The organism is Streptomyces sp. NPDC096040, from assembly GCF_040303265.1.
Classification (GTDB): domain Bacteria; phylum Actinomycetota; class Actinomycetes; order Streptomycetales; family Streptomycetaceae; genus Streptomyces.
Map to the genome: position 1 here is coordinate 107762 of NZ_JBEOTA010000018.1, position 23860 is coordinate 131621.

26 protein-coding genes and 1 pseudogene are annotated in these 23860 nt (G+C 71.7%); 16 read left to right on the forward strand and 11 right to left on the reverse strand.

The genetic code is table 11. The annotated features are described in order from the left end of the window. Positions 1 to 116: 116 nt before the first annotated feature. Positions 117 to 857, forward strand: a complete 741-nt coding sequence (locus ABTY98_RS25110; RefSeq protein ID WP_352223202.1) for a response regulator transcription factor — start codon at positions 117 to 119, stop codon at positions 855 to 857. Position 858: 1 nt separating this feature from the next. Next, the gene (locus ABTY98_RS25115; protein WP_352223203.1) at positions 859 to 1968 is read left to right on the forward strand and encodes a sensor histidine kinase; all 1110 of its coding nucleotides are present in this window, start codon (positions 859 to 861) and stop codon (positions 1966 to 1968) included. 1 nt (position 1969) lies between these two features. Here the strand turns inward: ABTY98_RS25115 and ABTY98_RS25120 are convergent, their stop codons facing one another. Next, entirely contained in the window at positions 1970 to 2959 is a 990-nt protein-coding gene (locus ABTY98_RS25120) for an NAD-dependent epimerase/dehydratase family protein (protein WP_352223204.1), read from the reverse strand. A gap of 181 nt (positions 2960 to 3140) precedes the next feature. Between ABTY98_RS25120 and ABTY98_RS25125 the strand changes: the two genes are divergently transcribed. Further along, entirely contained in the window at positions 3141 to 3443 is a 303-nt protein-coding gene (locus tag ABTY98_RS25125; RefSeq protein WP_352223205.1) for a DUF3040 domain-containing protein, read from the forward strand. Between the two features lie 20 nt (positions 3444 to 3463). Here ABTY98_RS25125 and ABTY98_RS25130 read toward each other — a convergent pair whose 3' ends face one another. Next, positions 3464 to 4183, reverse strand: a complete 720-nt coding sequence (locus ABTY98_RS25130; RefSeq protein WP_352223207.1) for an ANTAR domain-containing protein — start codon at positions 4181 to 4183, stop codon at positions 3464 to 3466. Positions 4184 to 4301: 118 nt separating this feature from the next. On the opposite strand from ABTY98_RS25130, the gene ABTY98_RS25135 reads away from it, so the two are divergent. Then, a complete protein-coding gene (locus ABTY98_RS25135; RefSeq protein WP_352223208.1) occupies positions 4302 to 4652 on the forward strand; it encodes a helix-turn-helix transcriptional regulator in 351 nt (116 codons plus the stop codon). A gap of 52 nt (positions 4653 to 4704) precedes the next feature. Here ABTY98_RS25135 and ABTY98_RS25140 read toward each other — a convergent pair whose 3' ends face one another. The 3 genes from ABTY98_RS25140 to ABTY98_RS25150 form a co-directional block, all read right to left on the reverse strand. Then, positions 4705 to 5475 carry a maleylpyruvate isomerase N-terminal domain-containing protein gene (locus ABTY98_RS25140; RefSeq protein ID WP_352223209.1) on the reverse strand — a complete coding sequence of 257 codons (771 nt, stop codon included), beginning with the start codon at positions 5473 to 5475 and terminating at the stop codon, positions 4705 to 4707. A 68-nt stretch (positions 5476 to 5543) separates the two neighbouring features. Then, positions 5544 to 5705, reverse strand: a complete 162-nt coding sequence (locus ABTY98_RS25145; RefSeq protein ID WP_352223210.1) for a hypothetical protein — start codon at positions 5703 to 5705, stop codon at positions 5544 to 5546. A gap of 133 nt (positions 5706 to 5838) precedes the next feature. Beyond that, positions 5839 to 6072 (reverse strand): acyl-CoA dehydrogenase family protein, encoded by a 234-nt coding sequence (locus tag ABTY98_RS25150; protein ID WP_352223211.1) that lies wholly within the window; start codon positions 6070 to 6072, stop codon positions 5839 to 5841. Between ABTY98_RS25150 and ABTY98_RS25155 the strand changes: the two genes are divergently transcribed. Beyond that, positions 6064 to 6465, forward strand: coding sequence for a helix-turn-helix domain-containing protein (locus tag ABTY98_RS25155; protein ID WP_352223212.1), 402 nt, complete (start codon positions 6064 to 6066; stop codon positions 6463 to 6465). The genes ABTY98_RS25150 and ABTY98_RS25155 overlap by 9 nt on opposite strands. Positions 6466 to 6622: 157 nt before the next feature. Here ABTY98_RS25155 and ABTY98_RS25160 read toward each other — a convergent pair whose 3' ends face one another. Together ABTY98_RS25160 and ABTY98_RS25165 are read right to left on the reverse strand one after the other, a co-directional pair. Then, positions 6623 to 7054: a response regulator gene (locus ABTY98_RS25160; protein WP_352223213.1), complete on the reverse strand. Its 432-nt coding sequence runs from the start codon at positions 7052 to 7054 to the stop codon at positions 6623 to 6625. Between the two features lie 3 nt (positions 7055 to 7057). Continuing rightward, the gene (locus ABTY98_RS25165) at positions 7058 to 7378 is read right to left on the reverse strand and encodes a hypothetical protein (RefSeq protein ID WP_352223214.1); all 321 of its coding nucleotides are present in this window, start codon (positions 7376 to 7378) and stop codon (positions 7058 to 7060) included. A 171-nt stretch (positions 7379 to 7549) separates the two neighbouring features. Between ABTY98_RS25165 and ABTY98_RS25170 the strand changes: the two genes are divergently transcribed. Continuing rightward, positions 7550 to 9136, forward strand: coding sequence for a sensor histidine kinase (locus tag ABTY98_RS25170; RefSeq protein ID WP_352223215.1), 1587 nt, complete (start codon positions 7550 to 7552; stop codon positions 9134 to 9136). Next, positions 9133 to 10323 carry a PP2C family protein-serine/threonine phosphatase gene (locus ABTY98_RS25175; protein WP_352223216.1) on the forward strand — a complete coding sequence of 397 codons (1191 nt, stop codon included), beginning with the start codon at positions 9133 to 9135 and terminating at the stop codon, positions 10321 to 10323. The genes ABTY98_RS25170 and ABTY98_RS25175 overlap by 4 nt, the downstream gene beginning before the upstream one ends. Before the next feature lie 8 nt (positions 10324 to 10331). On the opposite strand, the gene ABTY98_RS25180 is transcribed toward ABTY98_RS25175, so the two are convergent. Together ABTY98_RS25180 and ABTY98_RS25185 are read right to left on the reverse strand one after the other, a co-directional pair. After that, positions 10332 to 11183 carry a YihY/virulence factor BrkB family protein gene (locus ABTY98_RS25180; RefSeq protein WP_352223217.1) on the reverse strand — a complete coding sequence of 284 codons (852 nt, stop codon included), beginning with the start codon at positions 11181 to 11183 and terminating at the stop codon, positions 10332 to 10334. 49 nt (positions 11184 to 11232) lie between these two features. Then, complete coding sequence (locus ABTY98_RS25185; protein WP_352223219.1) at positions 11233 to 12069, reverse strand: ANTAR domain-containing protein; 837 nt, start codon at positions 12067 to 12069, stop codon at positions 11233 to 11235. A gap of 272 nt (positions 12070 to 12341) precedes the next feature. Between ABTY98_RS25185 and ABTY98_RS25190 the strand changes: the two genes are divergently transcribed. After that, entirely contained in the window at positions 12342 to 13124 is a 783-nt protein-coding gene (locus tag ABTY98_RS25190; protein ID WP_352223220.1) for a DUF899 family protein, read from the forward strand. Between the two features lie 46 nt (positions 13125 to 13170). Here ABTY98_RS25190 and ABTY98_RS25195 read toward each other — a convergent pair whose 3' ends face one another. Beyond that, a complete protein-coding gene (locus tag ABTY98_RS25195) occupies positions 13171 to 13524 on the reverse strand; it encodes a VOC family protein (protein ID WP_352223221.1) in 354 nt (117 codons plus the stop codon). Positions 13525 to 13821: 297 nt separating this feature from the next. Here ABTY98_RS25195 and ABTY98_RS25200 point away from each other — a divergent pair, with 297 nt between their 5' ends. The 8 genes from ABTY98_RS25200 (at position 13822) to ABTY98_RS25235 (ending at position 23240) form a co-directional block, all read left to right on the forward strand. Beyond that, the gene (locus tag ABTY98_RS25200; RefSeq protein ID WP_352223222.1) at positions 13822 to 14961 is read left to right on the forward strand and encodes an SGNH/GDSL hydrolase family protein; all 1140 of its coding nucleotides are present in this window, start codon (positions 13822 to 13824) and stop codon (positions 14959 to 14961) included. 142 nt (positions 14962 to 15103) lie between these two features. After that, positions 15104 to 17569 (forward strand): DUF8508 domain-containing protein, encoded by a 2466-nt coding sequence (locus ABTY98_RS25205; RefSeq protein WP_352223223.1) that lies wholly within the window; start codon positions 15104 to 15106, stop codon positions 17567 to 17569. A 232-nt stretch (positions 17570 to 17801) separates the two neighbouring features. Then, positions 17802 to 18071 (forward strand): hypothetical protein, encoded by a 270-nt coding sequence (locus tag ABTY98_RS25210; protein ID WP_352223224.1) that lies wholly within the window; start codon positions 17802 to 17804, stop codon positions 18069 to 18071. Continuing rightward, positions 18071 to 20329, forward strand: a complete 2259-nt coding sequence (locus tag ABTY98_RS25215; protein ID WP_352223225.1) for a heavy metal translocating P-type ATPase — start codon at positions 18071 to 18073, stop codon at positions 20327 to 20329. Before ABTY98_RS25210 ends, ABTY98_RS25215 begins: the two co-directional genes overlap by 1 nt. Beyond that, positions 20326 to 20838 (forward strand): copper chaperone PCu(A)C, encoded by a 513-nt coding sequence (locus tag ABTY98_RS25220; RefSeq protein WP_352223226.1) that lies wholly within the window; start codon positions 20326 to 20328, stop codon positions 20836 to 20838. The genes ABTY98_RS25215 and ABTY98_RS25220 overlap by 4 nt, the downstream gene beginning before the upstream one ends. 119 nt (positions 20839 to 20957) lie before the next feature. After that, positions 20958 to 21659 carry a hypothetical protein gene (locus tag ABTY98_RS25225; RefSeq protein WP_352223227.1) on the forward strand — a complete coding sequence of 234 codons (702 nt, stop codon included), beginning with the start codon at positions 20958 to 20960 and terminating at the stop codon, positions 21657 to 21659. A gap of 149 nt (positions 21660 to 21808) precedes the next feature. Beyond that, entirely contained in the window at positions 21809 to 22426 is a 618-nt protein-coding gene (locus tag ABTY98_RS25230) for a sigma-70 family RNA polymerase sigma factor (protein ID WP_352223228.1), read from the forward strand. Between the two features lie 166 nt (positions 22427 to 22592). Next, a complete protein-coding gene (locus tag ABTY98_RS25235; protein WP_352223229.1) occupies positions 22593 to 23240 on the forward strand; it encodes a superoxide dismutase in 648 nt (215 codons plus the stop codon). A 324-nt stretch (positions 23241 to 23564) separates the two neighbouring features. Here ABTY98_RS25235 and ABTY98_RS25240 read toward each other — a convergent pair. Beyond that, positions 23565 to 23846, reverse strand: a pseudogene (locus ABTY98_RS25240) (hypothetical protein); the annotation flags it as partial. Positions 23847 to 23860 lie beyond the last annotated feature (14 nt).

A 23860-nucleotide genomic window follows, 5' to 3' on the forward strand; every position in this document is an offset into this window, starting at 1 on the left:
CCCTACGAACGTGAACCGGACATAACGGGCGTCGGCTCCTTACGAAACGCGGACGTCGCGCCCCGTGCCCACCCTCGGGCGCGACACCCGCGACGGCCCGGTGCGAGGGTGGAGGCATGCAGCAGCCGTACGAGCTCACCGAGGACCGGGCCACCACCGGTGCCGCCCGGGTCCTGGTCGTCGACGACGATCCGACCGTCGCCGAGGTCGTCACCGGGTATCTCGACCGCGCCGGGTACCTGGTCGACCACGCCGACGACGGCCCCACCGCGCTGACCCGCGCCGCCGCCCACTGGCCGGACCTGGTGGTGCTCGACCTGATGCTGCCCGGCATGGACGGCCTGGAGGTCTGCCGGCGGCTGCGCGGCCGCGCCCCCGTCCCGGTCATCATGCTCACCGCGCGTGGCGACGAGGACGACCGGATCATGGGCCTGGAGGTCGGCGCCGACGACTACGTCACCAAGCCCTTCAGTCCCCGTGAACTGGTCCTGCGGGTGGAGTCGGTGCTGCGCCGCGCCCGTCCCGCGCCCGCCGCGCACTCCTTCTCCACCGCCGGCCTCACCCTCGACCCGAGCGCCCGTCGCGCCACCAGGAACGGCACCGAACTCGCCCTCACCCTGCGCGAGTTCGACCTCCTCGCCTTCTTCCTGCGGCACCCCGGGCGGGCGTTCAGCAGGGAGGACCTGATGCGCGAGGTGTGGGGCTGGGATTTCGGTGACCTGTCCACCGTCACCGTCCATGTCCGCCGGCTGCGCGCCAAGGTCGAGGACGACCCGGCCCGGCCGCGCCTGATCCAGACGGTGTGGGGCGTCGGCTACCGCTTCGACCCCGAGGCCGACGAGCAGGGGATGGACTGACATGCGCGACACCCTGCTGATCGCTCTCTACGCCCTGGCGGGCGCCGCCCTCACCGGGCTCGCCGGAGCGGCCGCGCTGCGCCTGCTCCGGCGCCGCTCGCTCACCCTGTCCATCGCCGTGGTCGCCGCCGTCGGCGTGGTCGCGATGCTCGCCGGCACCCTGGCCGTCGCCTGGGCGATGTTCCTCTCCTCGCACGACCTGTCGGTGGTGACCACGGTGGTCGCGATGGCGGCCGCGGTGTCCCTTGCCAGCGCGCTGATACTGGGCCGCTGGGTCGGCGCCCGCAGCCGCGAACTCGCCCTCGCCGCACGCTCGTTCGGTGAGGAGGGCGACTTCGCCGCACCCGCGGCCCCGGCCACCGCCGAACTGGCCGCGGTAAGCCGCGAGTTGGCGGCCACCAGCGCAAGGCTCGCCGAATCCCGGGAGCGGGAGCGCGCATTGGAGACCTCGCGCCGGGAACTGGTCGCCTGGATCTCGCACGACCTGCGCACCCCGCTCGCCGGTCTGCGCGCCATGTCGGAGGCGCTGGAGGACGGCGTCGCCACCGACCCGGACCGCTACCTGAAGCAGATCCGCACCGAGGTCGAACGCCTCAACGACATGGTCGGCGACCTCTTCGAACTCTCCCGCATCCACGCCGGGACCCTCGCGCTGAGCCCGAGCCGGATGTCGCTGTACGACCTCGTCGGCGACGCGCTCGCGGGCGCCGACCCGCTGGCGCGTGAGCACGGCGTACGGCTGGTCGGCGACCGGGTGGAGCCGGTGCCGGTCGAGGTGGACGGCAAGGAGATGAGCCGGGTGCTGGGCAATCTGCTGGTGAACGCCATCCGCCGGACGCCGCCCGACGGCACGGTCGCGGTCGCCGCCGAGCGGGGTCCCGAGGGGGTCGTCCTGTCCGTCACGGACGGCTGCGGCGGTATCCCCGAGGAGGACCTGCCCCGCGTCTTCGACACCGGCTGGCGCGGCAGTCACGCGCGGACGCCCCCTGCCGGAGCAGGACTCGGCCTTGCCATCGTGCGCGGGATCGTGGAGGCCCACCAGGGGCGGGCCACCGTACACAACATCCCGGGCGGCTGCCGCTTCGAGGTCACGCTGCCGACGGCGCCGTAGCTCACCGCACCCGCGCGAACTCCCGCATCCCCTCGGCGAAGCCGACCTCGGCCTTCCAGCCCAGCTCGGCCCGCAGCCGCGAGGAGTCGGCCGTGATGTGCCGTACGTCCCCGAGCCGGAACTCCCCGGTGACCACCGGCAGCGGCCCGCCGTGGGCGTCGGCCAGCGCGCGGGCCATCTCGCCGACGGTGTGCGGCTCGCCGCTGCCGGTGTTGTACGCGGTCAGCGCACCCGGCTCCGGCCGCGCCTCCAGGGCCACCGCGTTGGCGGCGGCCACGTCCCGGACGTGCACGAAGTCCCGGCGCTGCCGCCCGTCCTCGAACACCCGGGGGGCCTCACCCCGGGCGAGCGCCGAACGGAAGAAGGAGGCCACGCCGGCGTAGGGGGTGTCACGGGGCATCCGGGGGCCGTACACGTTGTGGTAGCGCAGGGACACCGCCGAACCGCCCGTCGACCGGGCCCAGGCGGCGGCCAGATGCTCCTGGGCCAGCTTGGTCGTGGCGTACACATTGCGTGGATCGACCGGCGCGTCCTCGGCGACCAGCCCCGGTGCCAGCTCGGCGCCGCACACGGGACAGTTCGGCTCGAACCGCCCGGCCTCCAGGTCGGCGACCGCGCGCGGCCCCGGTCGTACGACACCGTGGCGCGGACACTCGTACCGGCCCTCCCCGTACACGACCATCGACCCGGCCAGCACGAGCTGCCGTACCCCCGCCTCGGCCATCGCGGAGAGCAGCACGGCCGTACCGAGGTCATTGCGGGAGACGTACTCCGCCGCGTCCCCGAAGCCCACCCCAAGACCGACCATCGCGGCCTGATGGCAGACCGCGTCCACGCCCGCGAGCGCCCGCCCGACCGCCGCCGGATTGCGCACGTCGGCGCCCGGATCGTCGCGCACGTCGAACACGACCGCCTCGTGCCCGCGCGCCGTCAGCGCCTCGACGACATGGGACCCGATGAACCCGGCACCGCCGGTGACCAGTACACGCATACCGCCACGCTAGGCCCGCACGGGCGCCGGACCACGCGAGCGCGCCCGTACGTCACGACTCCGTAAGAGGTCCCGCCGAAGCCGACGGCGGCGGTCGGCCACCCGCCGTCCGGGACGGCGGTATCAGCCGCCGTATCGCGGGCACTCGGCCGCTGACACCGCCCCGGGAGGTGCCGTCATCGTGGCCGAAGCTGCGGAACCCTCGAAGGACGTTCGGCTCTCGCCGCACGAACGTCTCGTCCTGTCGCGGATCGAGGCGGAGCTGCGAGCCGACCGCCGCTTCATGCGCCGGATGCGCGCTCGGCGCGGCCTGGTCCGGCTGCGGCCGGCTGTCGCCCTGCTGACGGCGGCCTCGCTGTTCCTGGCCGTCATGGGGATACGCCCCTCGGCCCCCGTGGTGCTGTGGTGCTTCGCCGTGGTGTGGCCGCTGACGCTGGTCCAGGGCATACGGCTGCTGTGCCGCGAGGGCCGCCTCGGCCGATGAGCCCGAGCTGAGCCGCGCGGCTACGGACCGCCGGGCCCACGGGTTCTGGCGACGGCGGCCGTGAGCTGCTTCTGCACGGTATCCCGCAGCGGCGCACCCCGTACCGCCGTCACCACGTCCTGGGCCAGGCGGTGCAGCTTGGTGTTGGTGTGCTGGGAGGCCGAGACCAGCACCTCCCACGCCTGGTCGGCCTTCAGACCGAAGGACGCCATGAGGATTCCGCGGGCCATGTCGATGTCCGGCCGGGTCCGCAGCGCACGCCGGAGCTGGACGACCTCGGTCTGGAGCAGCCGGTCGCCGGTGTCCGTGCACGGACCGGTGTGATCGCCCGGATCGGGGTCCTCGCGCCGATCGGTGTGGTCGTGCGCCGACGAGAAGAGTTCGTATGTGTCCGTGAGGGTGAGCAGGCGTTCCACGGCGGTGCCGGCGGCGGTGACGACCACGGTCTTGCCCGCCGCGACGGCCTGACTCCGAAGCGCCAGCAGGACGTTGAGCGCGGCGCAGTCCGCGAACACCAGTCCGCCGAGGTCCAGGTCCACGCCGTGGACCGACCTGGTGAGGGCGTTGCGCAGGGCACGCCGTAGGTGCTCGCTCTCGTCGAGAGAGCACTCCCCGCTCACGGTGACCGTCACCCGTCCGCCGTCCGGTCCCGTCCACACCCGCAGAGCGCCGGCGGACGATGACGGGCTGAGGGCACAGCACGGGCTCGTCGACGGCCCTTCAAAGGGCGTTTCCGGCATGGTCGCCTCCTCCCCAACTCTTCCTCCAGGGTCGTGCGTTCCCCGTGACACGTCAAGACATACGCGAATTTCCTTTCGTGTTTTTGGATGTGTGAACGTGTAGCCGTACGATTTGGCCATGACGGGAGACGACGGAGTTCCTGAGCCGCATACGGGGTGGACGTTCGTGACCAATCACGCACGGGTCCTGGCCAGCATCGCCGACAACCACAACGTGCGGATCCGTGACATCGCCGCGCGCTGCCGGCTCACCGAACGCGCCGTCCAGAAGATCATCTCGGATCTGGAGCAGGACGGTTACCTCTCCCACACCCGCAACGGCCGCACCAACCACTACCGGATCGACCCGGGCAAGGTCCTGCGCCACCCGGCCGAGGCGGGCCTGACCGTGGCCGCGCTGCTGTCGATGCTGGTCCAGGACGAGGCCGAGCGCCACGGCGCGGCCGAACAGCGCCGGGTCGACTCCTGACGGGAGCCGGCCCGCCGGGCGGGAGGGTCTCTCAGCAGCCGCCGGGTCGGTCTCAGTAGCCGCTGAGGAGGGCGCGCACCCTGCCCAGGGTGTCCGGTCCCGCGGAGCTGTACCAGCGCGAGGGGTCGGCGGGGCGACGGCCCCACAGCAGCAGGACGCGTACGGCCGCGTCGCTCTCGATCGTCGCGGGGCCCTCGGGCGCGGCGAGCCGGATGCCGGCGCCGTCCGTGTCGGCGGTCACCACGACGTCGTCCATGCCCGGCGTGCGCAGCCGGCCCTCGACCCGTCCCCCGGGCCCGAGATCCAGACCGGCGCGGCCCCGTTCCAGCAGTGGCCGGCCGACCTGCACCACGCTGTGCTCCGTCATCCACGGCTCGCTGAGCGCCCGCACCGCGGTCCGGTCGTCGCCGGTCAGGTCCCAGCGGTGCAGGATCAGTTCCTCCCGCATGTGCTCCGCGAAGAACGGGACCTTCACCGACCGCCCGGTCCACCGCACCTCCGTGTCGGGGGACAGGTCCTGTGCGGCGGCCGCGGCGACCTCGGTGAGCTTCTCGCAACGGCTCAGGAACGCCGCCCAGAGTTCGGCGTCGGACATCCGACGATAGGGGGCCTCCCGCTCGAAGCCCCTGGTCTCCACCGGCGACCGGTCGAGGAACGCCTGGAGCACCCGGGCGAGTTCCTCGGCGTTGCCCGTCTGGTGGGCCAGGACGTCCCGCACCGTCCACGCCTCGCACCACGTACCGTCGTCGGGCCGCCGCCCCTGCACCGCGTGGACGAACGGGGCCAGCTCCGGCAGGGTCTCGTCGACCCGGGAGGGAATCATGCGCCATGGGTAGCCGGGCGGGTCACCGGCCAAACGCCCCCACCACCTGATCGCCACCATCGACGGTGTCAGATGACGAAGGTGGGCTGTTCGGCGATGCCCAGCAGGCTGCGGCCGTAGATCTCCCGGCCCAGGTCGGGGTTGACGACGCCGTGGCGGGAGGCGGTACCGAGGTCGCGCCGGATCCGCTGCAGCGGATTGGCCAGGGCGAAGGTGCTCGCGCCGGACACGGTAGACCAGACGGTCCACCGCCTCGCGGCTGCGGATCGCGGCGACGGCCGTGTCCATCCGGACCCGGGCCCGCTCCTCCACCGTGAGCTGCCCGGCCTCGGCGGCGGCGCGGTCGAGGTCGTCGGCGGCCCGCTAGGCGTGCAGTTGGGCGGTGTCGACGAGGGAAGCGGCGTCGGCCACGGCGAGCTGGACGCTCGGCGAGTCGGCGAGGCGCTCGTAGACGGTCAGGGACATCGGCTTGCGAGCCGCGGTGGCCAGGGTCAGGTCCAGGGCCGCCCGGGCCATGCCGAGCATGGGCGCGACGACCGCGAGGCCGACCATCGAGGCGACCGCGACGGCGTCGCGCGGCTCGCCCTCGTGGCCCACGCGGCCGGCGCGGCGTCGGCCGTGCTGCTGACCGGGGTCATCCGGACCCACGCGTCCTTCGCGGTGCCGCCACGGTCCCTGCGCGCCGCGGCCACGGCATACGCCGACGGCGGACTGCGGGACCCGGACCTGACCCCGGCCGACATCGCCCGGGCGCTGAACGTCTCCGTCCGCACCCTGCACCGTGCCTTCGCCGACGGCGAGTCCCTCATGGCCTACGTGCGCCGCCGCCGTCTCGAAGGCGCCCGCCGCGAACTCGGCCGCCCCGGCAGCCCGTACACCGTCGCCGAGGTCGCGGCCCGCCGGCAGTTCGCCGACCCCGGCCACTTCCGCCGCGTCCACCGCGAGACATACGGACAGTCCCCGCGGCGACCGGAGGACCGCAGCACCTGACACGGCCCCGGCCACCGCCCTCAGGACCGCCGGACCGGCTGCGGGGAATTCCTCGCCCGGTCTCCGGACTCCGGCGACCCGGTCAGCACGCGCCCTTGCCGTGCGTCGACCGCACCCGGAACAGGCGCGGCCGCACGCCGGTCACGATCGGATGCCCCTACTCCCTGGGAGGCTTGACGGCGATGTCGAGGTAGAAGGCGTCGATGCTGCGGACGGCCGTCTCGAACTCCTCCAGGTTGACGGGCTTGGTGACATAGGCGTTGGCGTGGTGCTGGTACGCGCCGTTGACGTCGTCGGGAGCCACGGACGTGGTCAGTACGACGACCGGGATGGTCCGCAGATCCGCGTCCTCCTTGACCACGGCGAGGAACTCGCGCCCGTTCATCCGGGGCATGTTGAGGTCGAGCACGATGAGGTCCGGGCGCTCGTTGGCCGGGTCGCGCAGGAAGTCCAGGGCCTCGATACCGTCGGAGACCTGGGTGAGGTTGCGCGTACCGCGCTCGGCGAGGGCGTCCTGGATCAGCATCGCGTCGGCGACGTCGTCCTCGACCAGCAGCACGTCGTACGGGCGGGTTGCGGCGGCAGCCATGATTCACGAACTCCGGTGTGTGGGGCGGCGGGTCGAGTGGTCTGTGCTGTTCGTGATCAGCCCGGGCCAGCGGCGCCGAGCTCCTTGGCGGCTCATACTGACGGCCCGGCCGATCTCCGGGTAGCCGGCGCCGCTCGCGGCGGCGGCGTGGGCGGCCTGGTCCTCCAGGTGTCTGACGGCCTCCTTGACGCCGGTGAGTACCCGCAACCGCAGCAGAGCATGCCGGCGGGCCTCGCCCGCCGTGTCGACGGGCTCCGCCGGAGGGTGGGCGGTCTCCTGCGTGAGGAGCCGGGTCAGTTCGTCCACCACCTGGGTCACCAGCACGTCCGCATCCCCACTCGGCGGACGGGGAGGGGGAGGGAGAGCAGGCATGCCATCACCCTAGGGCGTTGATCCAGGAGGGGACAACATGCGTTGTCGGGCCGCTAGTACAGTGTGCTTGCCGCGCGCCGAGGTGCGGCCCGGAACAGCTGGCCGAGGGAGCAGCCCACCGCGATGAGAAGGAAGCCGTCAGGCGCCGTGGGCGCGTTCGCGGGCTGGACGACCCGGCGCTGGCTGCGGGTGGGTGTGGCCGCCACCCTGGTCGTCCTCGCGGTGCTGGGGTCGCTGGGCGGCTGGGCCATGTGGCGGACCTCGCAGATCACGACCTCGCTGGTGGACCGGCGTTCGCCCGCCCTGATCGAGTCGATGCGGGTCGAGGCGGCTCTGGTCAACCAGGAGACCGGCGTCCGCGGCTACGGCCTGTCCGGACAACGGGACTTCCTGCAGCCCTACGCGCAGGGTGTGGCCGGCGAGCAGGCGGCGCTCAAGCGGCTGCGGCCCCTGCTCGGCGACGACGGCCGGGCCCGTGCGGACCTGGCCGAGGTGGAGAGACTCGCCGGGACCTGGCAGGAGCGCATCGCCCACCCCGTGGCGACGGCCTCCCCCGAGGAGGCCGCGACCGTCGCCGCGGCACGGGCCGACGAGGGCAAGACCTCGTTCGACTCCCTGCGCCGCGCGATGGCACGTCAGCAGGCCCACCTGGACCAGGAGCGGACGACGGCCACCCGTCAGCTGCGGCAGGCGGTGACCCTGCGGAACTGGATGTTCGCCGTCATCGCCGTCGTCATCGTGCTGGTGGCCGGGCTCGTCTTCGAGGGGCTGCGACGTGGTGTCACCGGCCCCCTCGGCATGCTCGGCTCGGCCGCCCGTGAAGTGGCGCAGGGCCGTTTCGACCGTTCCCTCGACGGCACCGGCCCCGCGGACCTGCGACGGCTCGCCTCCGACCTGGAGTCGATGCGCCTGCGCCTGGTGGCGGAGCTGCGGTTCAGCGAGGAGGCCCGCGGGCTGCTGGACGAGCAGGCCGAGGACCTGAAGCGGTCCAACACGGAACTGGAGCAGTTCGCCTACGTCGCCTCGCACGACCTGCAGGAACCGCTGCGCAAGGTGTCCAGCTTCACCCAGCTCCTGCAACGGCGTTACGGGGGGCAGCTGGACGAGAAGGCCGACCAGTACATCGCCTTCGCCGTCGACGGCGCCAACCGTATGCAGAACCTCATCAACGACCTGCTGGCCTTCTCCCGGGTCGGCCGCGTCCACAACGAGCAACGGACCGTGGACCTGGAGGAGGTGCTGAGCACGACCGTGGACGACCTCAGCGTGAGCGTCGAGGAGACCGGCGCCGAGATCACCCACGACGCTCTGCCCACCGTGCTCGGCGACGCGACCCAGCTGGGCATGCTGCTGCGGAACCTGCTGTCCAACGCGATCAAGTTCCGGCACCCCGACCGGCCGCCGCGGATCCACATCGGCGCGACCGGGACCGACGGGACCTGGGAGTTCGTGGTCAGCGACAACGGGATCGGTATCGAGCCCGAGTTCCAGGAGAAGGTCTTCGTCATCTTCCAGCGGCTGCACACCAGGGAGGCCTATCCGGGCACCGGCATCGGTCTGGCGATGTGCAAGAAGGTCGTGGAGTTCCACGGCGGCACGATCGGCATCGACCCCGACCACCGGCCCGGCACCCGCGTCGTCTTCACCCTTCCCGCCCTTTCCGCCCTCACGGCCGCGACGGCCGTCCCGGACAGAGAGACACAGTCGTGACCGGTCCATCCGCAGGCCGTGGCGAGCAGTACGCCGAGCAGTACGACGTCCTGCTGGTGGAGGACGACGACGGAGACGCCCTGCTGGTCGAGGAACTGCTCCACGACACCGATCTGCCGTACACCCTGACGCGGTGCCACACCGCCGCCGAAGCACACCGCGCACTCGCGGCCCGGCCAGTCGACTGCGTCCTGCTCGACCTGCACCTGCCCGACGCCTCCGGGGTGGAGACGATCCGGACCATCCAGGCGGACACCCGCGCCGCGATCATCGTCCTGACCGGCCTGGACGAACCCCGCGCCGGAGTGGACTCGCTGGCCGTCGGCGCCCAGGACTATCTCGTCAAGGGCAAGGTCGAACCCGACCTGATGCAGCGCGCCGTCCGCTACGCCGTCCAGCGAAAGCAGGCCGAACTCGCCAACGCCGCCCTCCAGATCGGGCGCCTGCGCGCCGCGGAGAACGCCCGCCTGGAACGCGGCCTGCTGCCCGAACCACTGCTGTCCACCACGGCCGTCACCGCCTCCAGCCGCTACTACCCCGGACGGGCCCAGGCCCTGCTGGGCGGTGACTTCCTCGATGTCGTGCAGACCGACGACGGCCAGGTCCACGCGATCATCGGAGACGTCAGCGGTCACGGCCCCGACGCCGCCGCGCTCGGGGTGTGCCTGCGCATCGCCTGGCGCGCTCTCACCCTCGGCGGCCACCGCGCCCAGCGCCTGCTGCACCTGCTGGAACAGATACACATCGCCGAACGCGCGGGCAGCGACCTGTTCACCACCTGCGCCCTGATCACCCTGGACCCGCAGGCCGCCACCCTTACCCTGCACCTGGCCGGCCACCACGAACCCCTGCTCGTCACCCCCGAGGGCACCCGGCAGGTCAGCGCCGCCCACGGAATCGCGCTGGGCATCGCACCCGGACTGGGCCACTGGCCCGCCACCACGCTGGCCCTGCCCGCCGACGGAGCGCTCATCGCCTACACCGACGGGCTCATCGAGGGCTTCGCGGACGGTACGGGCGCCCGGCTCGGAGTGGACGGCCTGCTGCGCCTCATCGACACGCTGCACACGCCCGATCCCGGCACCCATCTGGACCGGCTCATCGCCCGCACCCGCGCCCTCAACGCGGACCGCCACACCGACGACCTGGCCGTCCTGCGCCTGGACTGGAACACGGACGCGTCCTGAGGTGCGGCTCACTCTCGCTGAGCGGTCTTCGCCAGTTCCGCGTTGAACTGGGCGCCGATCAGCAGAGCCAGGTTGGACAGCCACAGCCAGATCAGGAAGACCACGACGCCTCCCAGCGAACCGTAGAGGCGGTTGTAGCTGCCGACATGGGAGGTGTAGACGGTGCAGCCCAGCGAGACGGCCAACAGAAGGACCACCGCCAGCACACCGCCCGGTGCCATCTTTCCGACACGGCGGGAGGGCTCGGGGCCCGAGTGGTACAGGACGAGCACCATGACGACGGCGACCACGACCACGAGTGGCCACCGGAGCGTGTCCCAGACCGCCTGTGGCCCGCCACCGAGTTCCAGCGCCCGGCCCAGGAACGCGGCCAGGCTGCCGGTGAGGAACAACGCCAGAACGGACGTGAGAAGCAGCACGATCAGGACGAGGGCCGTGATGATGATGCGTGGCGCGGTCCGCCAGAGCGGCCGTTGCGCGCTGACCCGGTACATGGCGTGCAACGCCCGCCGGAAGACGCTCAGATAGCTGGATCCCGACCACAGCGCTCCGGCCCCGCCCAGGACGATCAGTGTCCACGCCGCCGACGACTGCCCGGCCATCTGCCGCAGGGTCCCGCGCAGCAGGGAACGGGACGCGGCCGGAGCCGCCTGCGCGATGCGGTCGATGACCTCCGGCCTGGCCGTGGGGATGGTCAGCCCCAGGACCGAGAGGATCACCAGCAGTACGGGGAAGAGGGCCAGGACCGCGTAATAGGTCAGCGCGGCGGCCCAGTCCGTGATGTCGTCGTTCCAGACGGCCACCGGCGTGCGGCGCAGCGCCGCCCACCATCGAGCCGCGCGACCGCCCGCATCATTCATGAGACGGATGCTCTCACCCCTCGGTGCCCGGGACGGGCAGGAGGCGGGCTCAGCGTCGGCGGGTGGCCCGGACATGGAGATGGTTGAGGGCGTCGACCACCACGGTGCTGTGGTGCCAGAGCAGCCAGCGGCCCACCTGTCCGCCGAGCTGTTCCAGAGCCGACAGCTGGGCCGGCGCGAGCTCGTGCAGGGGACGTTCGTGGTGGCTGGAGATCATGCCGACCACGTTCCCTTTCGGGCCGACCAGGGGGACGCTGTGGCAGGCGCGGCTGCCGGCCTGCAGGATCGTCTGCCGGGAGCGTTCGTCGAAGGTGTCGCAGGAGCCGACGTCCTTCACGGTGACCTGCCGGACTTCCTCGGCCGCCTGCGCGCACGAGGTGGACCCGTTGTCGACGAAGGTGAAGTAGTCGGTGAAGCGCCGGTTCAGCCCGGTGTGCCGCACCATGCGCAGCAGCCGGTTCTCCACCAGCTGCACATTTCCCATACCGGTCCCGGTGATGTCCAGGGTGCGCTGCAGCGCGGCGTCCAGGACCGCCCCGTGGCCCTCCGGACGCGTTCCGTTCCGGTGCAGGAGGGGCAGCGGGGGAGGGCCCGCGTGCGGGCGTCCCGCAAGCCATCGCGGAGCCGTCGCCTCGGGGACGGGAAGACGGACGACAGCCGCGGCCAGGGTGTGCAGTTTGAGGTTGAACCGCTGGGACGTGTCGCGCAGCAGCTCGAACGACTCCTCGCGCGACGAGAGCCGGTAGTACGTCAGCAACAGCTCTTCGGCACGGGTCACACCGGCACGCGCCAGCCGCCTGTTGCGTTCGTCCAGGGCCCGCTGCTCCTCGGTCTCCGCGGCCTCCTCGGCGGGCGGTGGTGCAGGGGTGTTCGGATGCTCGACCATAGGCAGACCTCCTCTTCCGGTACGGGAACGCGAGGCCGGCCGGCAGCCCGTGCCGGAACACCGTGCCAGGATGTCCGCAGCTCGAAGCGCGCCGATCGGCCTTTCGCTGTACGCATGCCCGCTACGGGCTCCGGCAGACCTCTGTTCCCGCCAGGTCGCGGAGCCCGCGCAGCTCAGCGATGAGTTTCGGCCGGGCCGGGAGTCTGTTCCGGTGACCGTCGTAGGAGTCGGTCGTACGACGCTGCCCGGTACCGGACACCACGGAGGACACCATGACCACCACGCCGGACGAATCCGCGACCTCGTTGCCCGGGCGCCCGCCCGTCGTCGACCTGGCCACCTGGCAGGCCGCCCGGGACGAGCTGCTGGTCCGCGAGAAGGCGCACACCCGTGAGGGCGACGCACTCGCCGCGGCCCGCCGCCGGCTGCCGATGGTGGAGTTCGACGGGACGGTCGAGGTCGTCGGACCCGCCGGCCCGATCCCGTTCCTGGACCTCTTCGAGGGCCGCGACGAGCTCGTGGTCTACAAGCACATGTGGCACGACGCCGCACCGCACCAGGGGCAGTGCGAGGGCTGCACCACCACGGCCTGGCACCTCAAGGACGCCGTCTACCTCAACGCCCGCAGCGTCTCGTTCGCCGTCCTGACGACGGGCCGGTGGGACGAGGTGGCCCCCTACCTCGAGTTCATGGGCTACACCCAGCCCTGGTACTCGGTGCGCGACGTGAAGGGGCCGGCCGGCGGCCCCATGGGTTACCTCACCAGCTACCTGCGTGACGGCGACCGCGTGTTCCTCACCTACTCCACGACGGGCCGTGGCAACGAGCGGGTCAACGGGTCCCTCGGCCTGCTCGACATGACGCCGTACGGCCGCGGCGAGGCCTGGGAGGACAAGCCCGAGGGCTGGCCCAAGGGGGACAACCCGTGCTGGTCCTGGCGCTCGGACGCGGACGGGAACGCCACCTGGGGCCCGACCAGCCGCCCCGTGCCGCAGTGGACCCGCCCCGGCGCGACACCCGTGGAGACCCTCGGCCGACACGGTCACCATCACTGACACCGACCCTGATCAGGGGCGCCCCTGCCGGCCTGCGGCGTTCACGTCAGGCGGGCTGCCACAGTTCGATCCGGTTGCCCTCCGGGTCGGTGACCCAGCCGAAGCGGCCGACACCGTCCATGTCCTGCGTCTCTTCGGCCACGTCCGCTCCCGTGGCGCGGAGTTGCGCCAGCATGGCGTCCAGGTCGCGGACGCGGAAGTTGAGCATGGTCTGCTGGGTGCGGGATCCGAAGTAGTCGGTCTCGGACTCGAAGGCCGCGAAGACCGTGGGCCCGGCCTGCTGACGCCACAGGCCGTGGTCGTCGGCATCCAGGCCCAGGCAGTCGCGGTACCACGCGGTCAGGGCCGCCGGGTCGGTGGCCCGCAGGAAGTATCCACCGATTCCAAGTACACGTTCCATGCCGTCATCCTGCCAGCACGGCGCTGTGCAGGGACGGGATCGGGTGCGGTCAGGCGCGCGCTGTCGTTCTCCACGGCCGGGGCGAGGGGGGCGGAGCGAGTCCGGCCAGCAGGCCGAGAGCCGGCGGTGCGGGTCGGCGAGCCCGGTGGTCTCCTTCTTCCGCTCCCTCGGCGGCACATCGGATGAAAAAGGGCATGATCATCGTGCCCGAGAGCCGGTCGGCGGCGGCATTCTGAGCACAGGCCGGTATCCGGGGAAGAAGCACCCTTCCACGCCATCCCCAAGGAGAGTCGCCCCGTGCGTTCCATCCTCGCTCTCGCGCTCGGCTGTGTCGTCGGAGCACTGGAGAAGACCCCGGGTCCTGCCGGGGTCGCCCTGCATCGCGCTCCCGGCCCCGGACGCGCCCAACTGGCCGACACCACATACGAGTTCATCAGCACCGTGCCCTCCGGAGTACGGCTGGAGATGCTCACGGACGCCACCGGGATCGAGCTGGACGCCCAGATCACCCAGGTCGTGATGACGGGAACCGAGCCGTCCGACGCGGTCTTCGACCTGGTCGTCGACGGCGAACTGCGGGCTCCCGTCACCAGCTCCGGCCAGACCGTCATCCATGTCGACCCCGCCACCACGGCCCTGGACGAGCACCCGGCGCCACCTGCCACCCTCCGGTTCACCCTCGGGTCCGAGCCCCGGGAGCGCCGCGTCGAGATCTGGCTGTCCAACTCACGGGCGACCCAACTCGTCGACGTGCGCGTACCGGAGGAGGCGTCGGTGCGGCCGGCTCCGGCAAGCGGCCCGATGTGGGTGCACCACGGCAGCTCGATCAGCCAGTGCTCGGAGGCGGACCGCCCGACCGGCACCTGGCCGGCGATCGTCGCCCGGCGCGCGGGCCGCTCGCTCGTCAACCTCGGCCTCGGCGGCGAATGCCACCTCGATCCCTTCATGGCCCGGGCCATCCGCGATCTGCCCGCCGACGCGATCAGCCTCGAACTGGGCATCAACATCGTGAACGGCGACACCATGCGGGAACGCGCCTTCGTCCCGGCGTTCCACGGCTTCCTCGACACGATCCGCGACGGGCACCCGGACACACCGATCCTCATCGTCAGCCCCATCGTCTGCCCGGCCGTCGAAACCCGGCCCGGCCCCACGCTGCCGGGTGCCGACGGCAGGGTCCGCACCCTCGACCGCCCCGCTGAACTCACGCTGGGCTCAATGACGTTGACGCGCGTCCGCGAGCTGCTGACCGAGCACGTCGAGCGCAGGCGGAAGGCCGGTGACCACCGTCTCCACCTCATCGACGGCACCGCGCTCTTCGGCCGCGAGGACATCGCCGACCTCCCCGACGGCCTGCACCCGAACGCTGCCGGCTACGCCCGCATGGCCGAACGCTTCCTGCCCCGCTCGTTCGGCCCGGCGGGGCTGTTGCGCTAGATCCTGGTGGACCCGCAGATTTAACCGCACACCCCTTGTCGCGTCATTTCTACGCGCGTAACCTCAGCCGGTCGCATGGATCCCACCGGTCGAAAGCACGTCATGTGCCCCAACTCCGGCGGACGTTGAAGGAGTCACCCTCGTGCAGATTCACAGACCCAGCGCATCGCGTGTAGCCGGCGCCGCGTTCGTGGCCGCGGCGGCCACGGCGGCCGTCATCGTGGCACCGCTGCCCGCCGCGTTCGCCACCCCGTCGGCGAACGCGGTCATCTCGGAGGCGTACGGCGGCGGAGGCAACTCCGGGGCGACGCTCACCAACGACTTCGTGGAGCTGGCCAACCGCTCCACGGCGGCCTACTCCCTGGACGGCTACAGCGTCCAGTACCTCCCGGCCTCCGCCTCCGCGAGCTCGCCGTGGCAGGTCACCCCGCTCACCGGCTCGCTCCCCGCCGGCGGCAACTACCTGGTCGCCGAGGGCGCGGGCGCCGGCGGCACCACCGCACTGCCGACCGCCGACGCGACCGGCGGCATCGCGATGTCCGCCACCAGCGGCACCCTGGCCCTGGTCAAGGGCACCACGGCACTGACCTGCAAGACGGTCGCCGACTGCACCGGCGACGCCGATGTGGTGGACCTCCTCGGCTACGGCACCGCCGTCGTCCGCGAGGGCACCGCCGCGCCGACGGCGAGCAACACCACCTCCGTGTCCCGCGCCGCCTCGCTCGCCGACACCGACGACAACTCGGCCGACTTCACGACCGGCACGCCCACCCCGACCAACAGCGCGGGCGACACCGCGAGCGGCGGCACCGGCGGCGGCACCGGCGGCCCGACCGCGCCCGGCGCCTTCCGCATCCACGACATCCAGGGCACCACCCGTATCTCGCCCCTCAAGGGCCAGAGCGTCGTCGGCGTCCCCGGCATCGTCACCGCGGTCCGCACCACCGGCAGCAAGGGCTACTGGATCCAGGACCCGACCCCGGACGCCAACCCCGCCACCAGCGAAGGCCTGTTCGTGTACACCGGCTCCGCCACGCCCACCGTCTCGGTCGGCGACTCGGTCCTGGTGAGCGGCAAGGTCTCGGAGTACTACCCGGCCTCCGCCGCCCAGTCGGTCACCGAGCTGGGCAGCCCGGTCTCCACCACGCTCTCCACCGGCAACCCCCTCCCGGACGCGGTCGCGCTCAACGCCTCCACCATCCCGGACCAGTACACGCCCACGGCGGGTGGCGGCAGCATCGAGAACCTGACCCTCCAGCCGACCGTGTACTCGCAGGACTTCTACGAGTCCATCGAGGGCATGCGCGCCTCGGTCTCCGACGCCCGCGTGGTCGGCGCGACCAACACCTACGGCGAGATGTTCGTCACCGCCAAGCCGGACGAGAACCCCACCAAGCGCGGCGGCACCCTCTACGGCGGCTACGACCAGCAGAACACCGGCCGTATAGAGATCGTCTCCGCCGACGGTACGACCCCCGTCCTCAACGTCGGTGACGAACTGTCCGGCGCCACCACAGGACCGGTCGACTACTCCTCCTTCGGCGGCTACCTGCTCGCCCCCTCCTCCGCCACCACCGGCACGGCCGTCGACAACGGTCTCCAGCAGGAGGTGACGCGCAAGCAGAAGCACCGCGAGCTGGCGCTCGCCACCTACAACGTCGAGAACCTCGACCCGACCGACAGTGACGACAAGTTCGCCCGGCTCGCCGAGGGCGTCGTCAAGAACCTCTCCTCGCCCGACATCGTCACCCTGGAGGAGATCCAGGACGACAACGGCGCCACCGACGACGGCACCGTCTCCGCCGAGGCGACCCTGAAGAAGTTCACCGACGCGATCGTCGCGGCCGGCGGCCCGAAGTACTCCTGGCGGTACGTCAACCCGGTCAACGACGAGGACGGCGGCGAGCCCGGCGGCAACATCCGCCAGGTCTTCCTCTTCAACACCAAGCGGGTCTCCTTCGTGGACCGCGCCGCCACCGGCGATGCCTCCACGACCGCCGTTTCGGTGGTCAAGGACCGCATGGGCCAGGCCCATCTGTCCGCCTCCCCGGGCCGTATCGACCCGACCAGCGCCGCCTGGACGGACAGCCGCAAGCCGCTCGTCGGCGAGTTCGTGTTCCGGGGCCAGACGGTCTTCGTCATCGCCAACCACTTCATCTCCAAGGGCGGCGACGACCCGATCCACGGCCGCTACCAGGAGCCGACCCGCTCCTCGGAGACGCAGCGGGGGCTCCAGGCCGAGGAGGAGAACACCTTCGTCGAGTCGCTGCTCGCCGCCGACCCCAGGGCCCAGATCGTGGCCGCCGGCGACCTCAACGACTTCGAGTTCTCCGACGCGGTCAAGACCCTCACCGGCGACGGCAACGACCTCACCGACCTCATCAACACCCTCCCGGCGGACCAGCGTTACAGCTACGTCTACGACGGCAACAGCCAGACCCTGGACCACATCCTGACCAGCCCCTCCATCACCCACTACGACTACGACGTCGTCCACATCAACTCCGAGTTCGCCGACCAGGCGAGCGACCACGACCCCCAGGTCGTCCGGATCGACGTGAAGAAGAACGGCAAGAAGGCCCACCAGCCGAAGCCGCCCAAGAAGTAACGGCAACGGGCGCACGCCGTCGCCCGCGCTGACACGGCCTGAGTGCCGTGTCAGCGCGGGCGGCTCTGTTCAGGCCTCATGCACTCGCATTCCTTCTGAGACGCACTCGCGCAGACAACCGGTCCCTCTTGTCACACGTTTGCCACGGAACTCGAGCCCCGTCCGCTCCGACTACTGAGGCGGTACGGCTCGATCCGAGCGACGCCGTACGAAGCGATCTGGAGACCCGGTGATGGACGAGTCCCTGCCTTCCTCCGCCGGCGCGGGCGCGACGGCGCCGCGCAAGCCGGTGCCGCCGCCCGCGCTCTGCGGCTTCCTTCTCCTGCTGGCCCTGATCTTCACGGTGTCGTACGCCGTCGGAGCCGCCGCCGGACCCGTCGCACCCGGCATACACGGCACGAGCACCGACGTCGGCACCGGCACCGGCACCAGCACCGGTGGCGGGGCGGATGATATGGGCGATATGGGTGACATGGGGAACGGGCACGGGGGAGGTAACTGATGGGTGCCAAACCGGTGGGGGTCCTGGTGACCACCGATTTGACCGTCGGCGGCATGACCTGCGCGGCCTGTGTGATCCGCGTCGAGAAGAAGCTCGGCAGGCTGGACGGGGTCACGGCGACCGTCAATCCGGCCACCGGGCGAGCCCGGGTGAGTCATCCCCCCGAGATCGGCCCCGGCGAACTCGTCGCCGCGGTCGAGGAGGCCGGGTACACGGCCGTCCTGCCCGAGCCGCCGAAGAGGAAGGAGCAGCAGCGCGGGGAAGCGGCGGACGAGGAGTCCGAGGGCGCCCGGCAGGAACGTGAGCGGCTGCTGGTCACCGCGCTGCTCGCGCTGCCCGTTCTCGTGCTGTCGATGGTGCCCGCGCTGCAGTTCCGCAACTGGCAGTGGCTGTGCTTCGTGCTCGCCGCGCCGGTCGCCGTGTGGGGTGCCCGGCCGTTCCACACCAGGGCCGTACGGGGCCTCAGGCACTCCGCGGCCACCATGGACACGCTGGTCTCGCTGGGCGTGGTGGCGTCCTTCTCCTGGTCGGCGTACGCGCTCCTCCTCGGCGGCGCCGGTGACCCCGGGATGCGGATGCCGTTCAGCCTGGTGCCCTCGGCATCGGACGGCGTGGCACACATCTACCTCGAAGCGGCCGTCGGCGTACCGCTGTTCGTGCTCGCCGGGCGGTTCCTGGAGGGGCGGGCCCGGCGCGGCACCGGGGCGGCGCTGCGCTCGCTGGCCCGGCTCGCGGCCAAGGAGGTCGCCATACGGGACGGGGACGATGAACGGCTCGTCCCCGTCGAGGAGTTGAGGACCGGGCAGGTCTTCGTCGTACGGCCCGGCGAGCGGATCGCCACCGACGGCGAGGTGACCCAGGGAAGTTCGGCCGTGGACCTGTCCCTGGTCACCGGGGAGACCGAACCCGTCGAGGTCGGGCCCGGCTCGGCCGTGGTCGGTGGGGCGGTCAACTCCGGTGGTCTGCTGCTCGTACGGGCCACCGCAGTGGGCGCGGACACCCAACTCGCCCGGATCACCCGGCTGGTGACCGAGGCACAGACCGGCAAGGCGAAGGCGCAGCGGCTCGCCGACTCGGTCGCCGGGGTTTTCGTGCCCGTCGTCCTTGCGCTGGCCGTCACCGTGCTCGGGTTCTGGCTGGGCGCCGGGGCCGATCCGCAGGCGGCGATCACCGCGTGTGTCGCCGTCCTGGTCGTGGCCTGCCCGTGCGCGCTGGGCCTCGCCACCCCGACCGCGCTGATGGCCGCCACCGGGCGCGGTGCCCAGCTGGGCGTCCTCGTCACCGGCCCGCAGGCCCTGGAGGGACTCCAGCATCTCGACGCCGTCGTCCTGGACAAGACCGGCACCCTCACCACGGGACATATGGGCGTCGCCCGGCTCACCGCCGTACCGGGCGGACTCGGCAGGGAAGCGGCACTGCGGCTGGCCGGAGCCGTCGAGCAGGGTTCGGAGCACCCACTGGGCCGGGCCGTCGCCGCGTACGCCCGGCGGGAACTGGGCGAACCGCTCCCCGAGGTGGACGGGTTCCGCGCGCTGCCGGGGCGCGGTGTGCGCGGCCGGGTCGAGCAGCGGCTGGTCGAAGTCCTCGCCCCGGACGACGAGTTGCCCGCCGGTCTGACGGTGGACGAAGCCGCCGCGCACACGCCGGTACTGGTGTACGTGGACGGTGTGGCCGAGGCTCTGATCGAGGTCGGGGACGTCGTACGGCCCGGCAGCTACCGGGCCGTCGACCGGCTGCGGCGGCTCGGTGTACGGCCCGTGCTCGCCACCGGCGACCGGGAGGCACCGGCCCGGGCCGTCGCGAAGGCCCTCGCCATCGACGAGGTGCGCGCCCGCTGCACCCCGGAGGACAAGGCCGGCCTCGTACGGGACCTCCAGGAGCAGGGTCACCGGGTCGCGGTCATCGGCGACGGTGTGAACGACGCCGCCGCACTGGCCTGTGCCGACCTCGGCATCGCCATGGGCACCGGCACCGACGTGGCCATCGGGGCCGCCGACGTGACCCTCGTCCGCGGTGACATCGAGGCCCTGGCGGACGCGGTACGGCTGGCCCGACGCACCCTGAGCACGATCCGCGCCAACCTCGTCTGGGCCTTCGGCTACAACCTCGTCACCGTGCCGCTCGCCATGGTCGGCCTGCTCAACCCGATGGTGGCCGCCGCCGCGATGTCGGTCAGTTCGGTGCTGGTCGTCACCAACAGCCTGCGGCTGCGCGGCCGGCAGCCCTCGCCCGTCGTCGCCAGGAGGCGTGCCCGATGACCACACCGTCCCTCTGGCGGCCGACCCGGCGCCGCCTCACCGACACCCTTTCGGCCGCCGTCGCGCCGATCGCCGCGTTCAGTCTCGCCCTCGGCGGCCTGTCGGCGTGGGTCACGGCCGGGAAGGCGGGCAGCCCGCCCAGGATCGCCATCTCGAACGGGCGGGTCTTCCTGCCGTACGGCAACAACACGGAGACCGCCGCGTTCTTCGACGTCAGCAACGGCGGCGGAGCGGACGACCGGCTGGTGAAGGTGACCTCCTCCTCCTCGAGCGAGGGGCTCGCCCTCAGCCGCCACCGCATGCTCGGCGGAGGGGCCGCTTCCAGGAGCGACGTGAACTCGGTGACCGTCCCCGCGGGCGGCGCACTGTCCATGTCGCCCGGCGGCCTGGACGTCACGCTGACGGCCAAGTCCCGCCTGCGGTCCGGCGATCTCGTCCCGTTCACGCTGCACTTCGAGCACAGCGGGGCGGTCGGAACCCTCGCGGAGGTGGTCCGGCCGACGTCATGAGCGGCCGGTTCCGGGCGTTCGGCGTGGTCCAGATCACACTTCGTGGATTGAGTGGGGTCCCCGTCGGATATCCGTACCCCCGCATGACGACCAATGGCCGGATGCGAGGATGAGGCGCCATGACAGCAGGGTGGTGTTCTCGCACGCTACGGGCCGCGGTGTTCGCGGCCGTGTGTGTGCTGCTCGCCGCTCTGGGCCACGTTCTGATGTCCGGCAGCCAGGTGCCCTCCTGGGCGCTGGCCGCCGGCCTGGCCGGGACGAGTGCCGCCGGCTGGTGTCTGGCGGGCCGGGAACGCGGACTGCCGCTGATCGTGACGGTCGTGGTCGCCGCCCAGGCAGTGCTGCACGAGGCGTTCTCCCTGGCGCAGGCGTCATCGGTGCCGTCATCGGGCGGGGCGGCCTCCAAGGGCATGGCATCGATGGACATGGGCTCCATGGACATGGGCTCGATGCGGATGGACTCCATGGCCGACATGGGGCACATGACCGTGAGCCACACGGATCAGATGGATCACATGGGCCACATGGGGCATTCGATGGACGGCGGAAGCTCGGCGTACGGCATGCTCGCCGCCCACCTCCTCGCCGCGCTGCTGACCGGTCTGTGGCTCGCGTACGGCGAGAGGGCCGCCTTCCGCATCCTGCGGGCCGTGGCCGGATGGCTCGCGGCGCCGCTACGGCTGCTGCTGGCGCTGCCTCCCGCTCCGGACCGGCGGCGCATCCGCCCGTGCCGCCCTCGCTCGGACCGGGCGCCGAGCCTTCGTCTTCTCGTCCACGCGATCACCTCTCGGGGACCTCCTGCGGGGACGGCTGTCGTCTAGAGACAGCTGGATTCCCGAGGTTGCGCCCATGCGCCTCGGGCCCCGGCCGTACGCCCGTACAGGAGCCGTAGGGCCGTCTCCCCATTCACCGGACCGCCAGCGCCCTCGTGTGCCCCGGTCCGGATCAAGGATCCCGAGAAGGACACCAGGTGATCACCTCTGCCCTGCTTGACTCCCACCGCGGTACGGACAGATCGGCATCCGCCGACGAGTCGATAACCGCCTGCGCACTGGCCGCCCGAGGCGGTGACCCGGACGCCGCCGAGGACTTCGTCAGCGCCCTGCATCGCGATGTCCTGCGGTACGTCGCCCACCTGTGCGGCGACCCCCAGGCAGTCGAGGACCTCGCCCAGGACACGTTCCTGCGCGCGCTCGGCAGCCTGCACCGCTTCGAGGCCCGCTCCTCGGCGCGCACCTGGCTGCTGTCCATAGCCCGCCGGGCGGTGGTCGACAGCTACCGGCACGCCGCCGCGCGGCCCCGGCTGTCCGACGTACCGGACTGGCAGCTGGCCGTCGAACTGGCCCAGCCCCGGGACCTGCCCGGCTTCGACGACGGCATCGCCCTGCTGGATCTGCTGGCCGCGCTGCCCGACGAGCGCCGGGAGGCGTTCGTCCTGACCCAGTTGCTCGGCCTCCCCTACGCGGAGGCGGCCGAGGTCAGCGACTGCCCGATCGGCACGGTCCGCTCCCGCGTGGCCCGCGCCCGGGCCACGCTGATGGAACTGCTGGACGAGGCGGAGGAGCCCGCTGTGCCGGTGGCGGCCTGAGCCGGTTGCACGAGGGTGTCGGGGCGGCCGGCTCCGACACCCTCGGCGGCGCCTCGGCGTGCACCGCAATCCGTCCACCCGGGTCACACGCCTCATCAACAGGAACGCTTACTGCTGATAGTCTGCACCTGCATACCAGTCGCAATAAGGTCGGAGGATGTTGGACATGCCGGTGTACACGCTCCCGGAGCTTCCGTACGACTACTCGGCGCTCACCCCGGTCATCAGCCCCGAGATCATCGAGCTGCACCACGACAAGCACCACGCGGCCTACGTCAAGGGCGCCAACGACACGCTGGAGCAGCTCGCGGAGGCACGCGACAAGGACAGCTGGGGCTCGGTCAACGGCCTGGAGAAGAACCTGGCCTTCCACCTGTCCGGCCACATCCTGCACAGCATCTACTGGCAGAACATGACCGGCCCGAAGGACGGCGGCGGCGAGCCGCTGGCCGCCGACGGCGTGGGCGACCTGGCGGACGCGATCACCGAGTCCTTCGGGTCTTTCGCCGGCTTCAAGGCCCAGCTCACCAAGGCCGCCGCGACCACTCAGGGTTCCGGCTGGGGCGTCCTGGCCTACGAGGCGCTCAGCGGACGGCTGGTCGTCGAGCAGATCTACGACCACCAGGGCAACGTCGGCCAGGGCTCCACCCCGATCCTGGTCTTCGACGCCTGGGAGCACGCCTTCTACCTCCAGTACAAGAACCAGAAGGTCGACTTCATCGACGCGATGTGGGCCGTCGTCAACTGGCAGGACGTGGCCAAGCGTTACGCAACCGCCAAGGAGCGCGGCGACAGCCTGCTGCTGGCTCCCTGAGCCACTGATACGTCCTGCCTCGTGATCGTCTTCTCACCCTTCACGTCGGCAGGCGGAGAGAAGAAGGGCTCCCGCGAGCCGGATGCCCGCGGGAGCCCTTCCGGCTTGCGGCCCGGGTGCTGTCCTCAACGGCCCATAGGTTGCCCGGGCCTTGAAGGTGGCACCAACCCGACGGCCGTCCCGGCGCTCGACGACGCGCCCCGCGGCCCGGCTGCGGATGCTCGCCCACCACGAGCACGACCGGGACACCCGCATCCAGCAGCGCGTACGGCGGGACACCCGGAGACCCGCCCATGAGTCGGTCCGCCCCCCTTCAGGCGGGGCTCAGGTGCGGGAGTCGGCTTCCAGGAAGTGGTGGAGGGAGGCGGTCATGGAGCTGACGAAGGCGTCGCGGGTCCGGTCGGTGACGAGGTCGAGGGAGAGACAGGGGTTGAGGTCTTCCAGCTCGACCAGGAGAAGGCCGCCCTCCTGGGTTCGGCAGGCGTCCACGCGCTGGATGCCGTGGTCGAGCGTGTTCCAGTCGATGAAACGCCGGGCGAAGAAAAGATCGGCTTCGGACGGCCCGTACGGCTCGAGGACCCAGCGGCGGCCGGGGTCGGGGGCGTGCCCAGGGCGCCGCC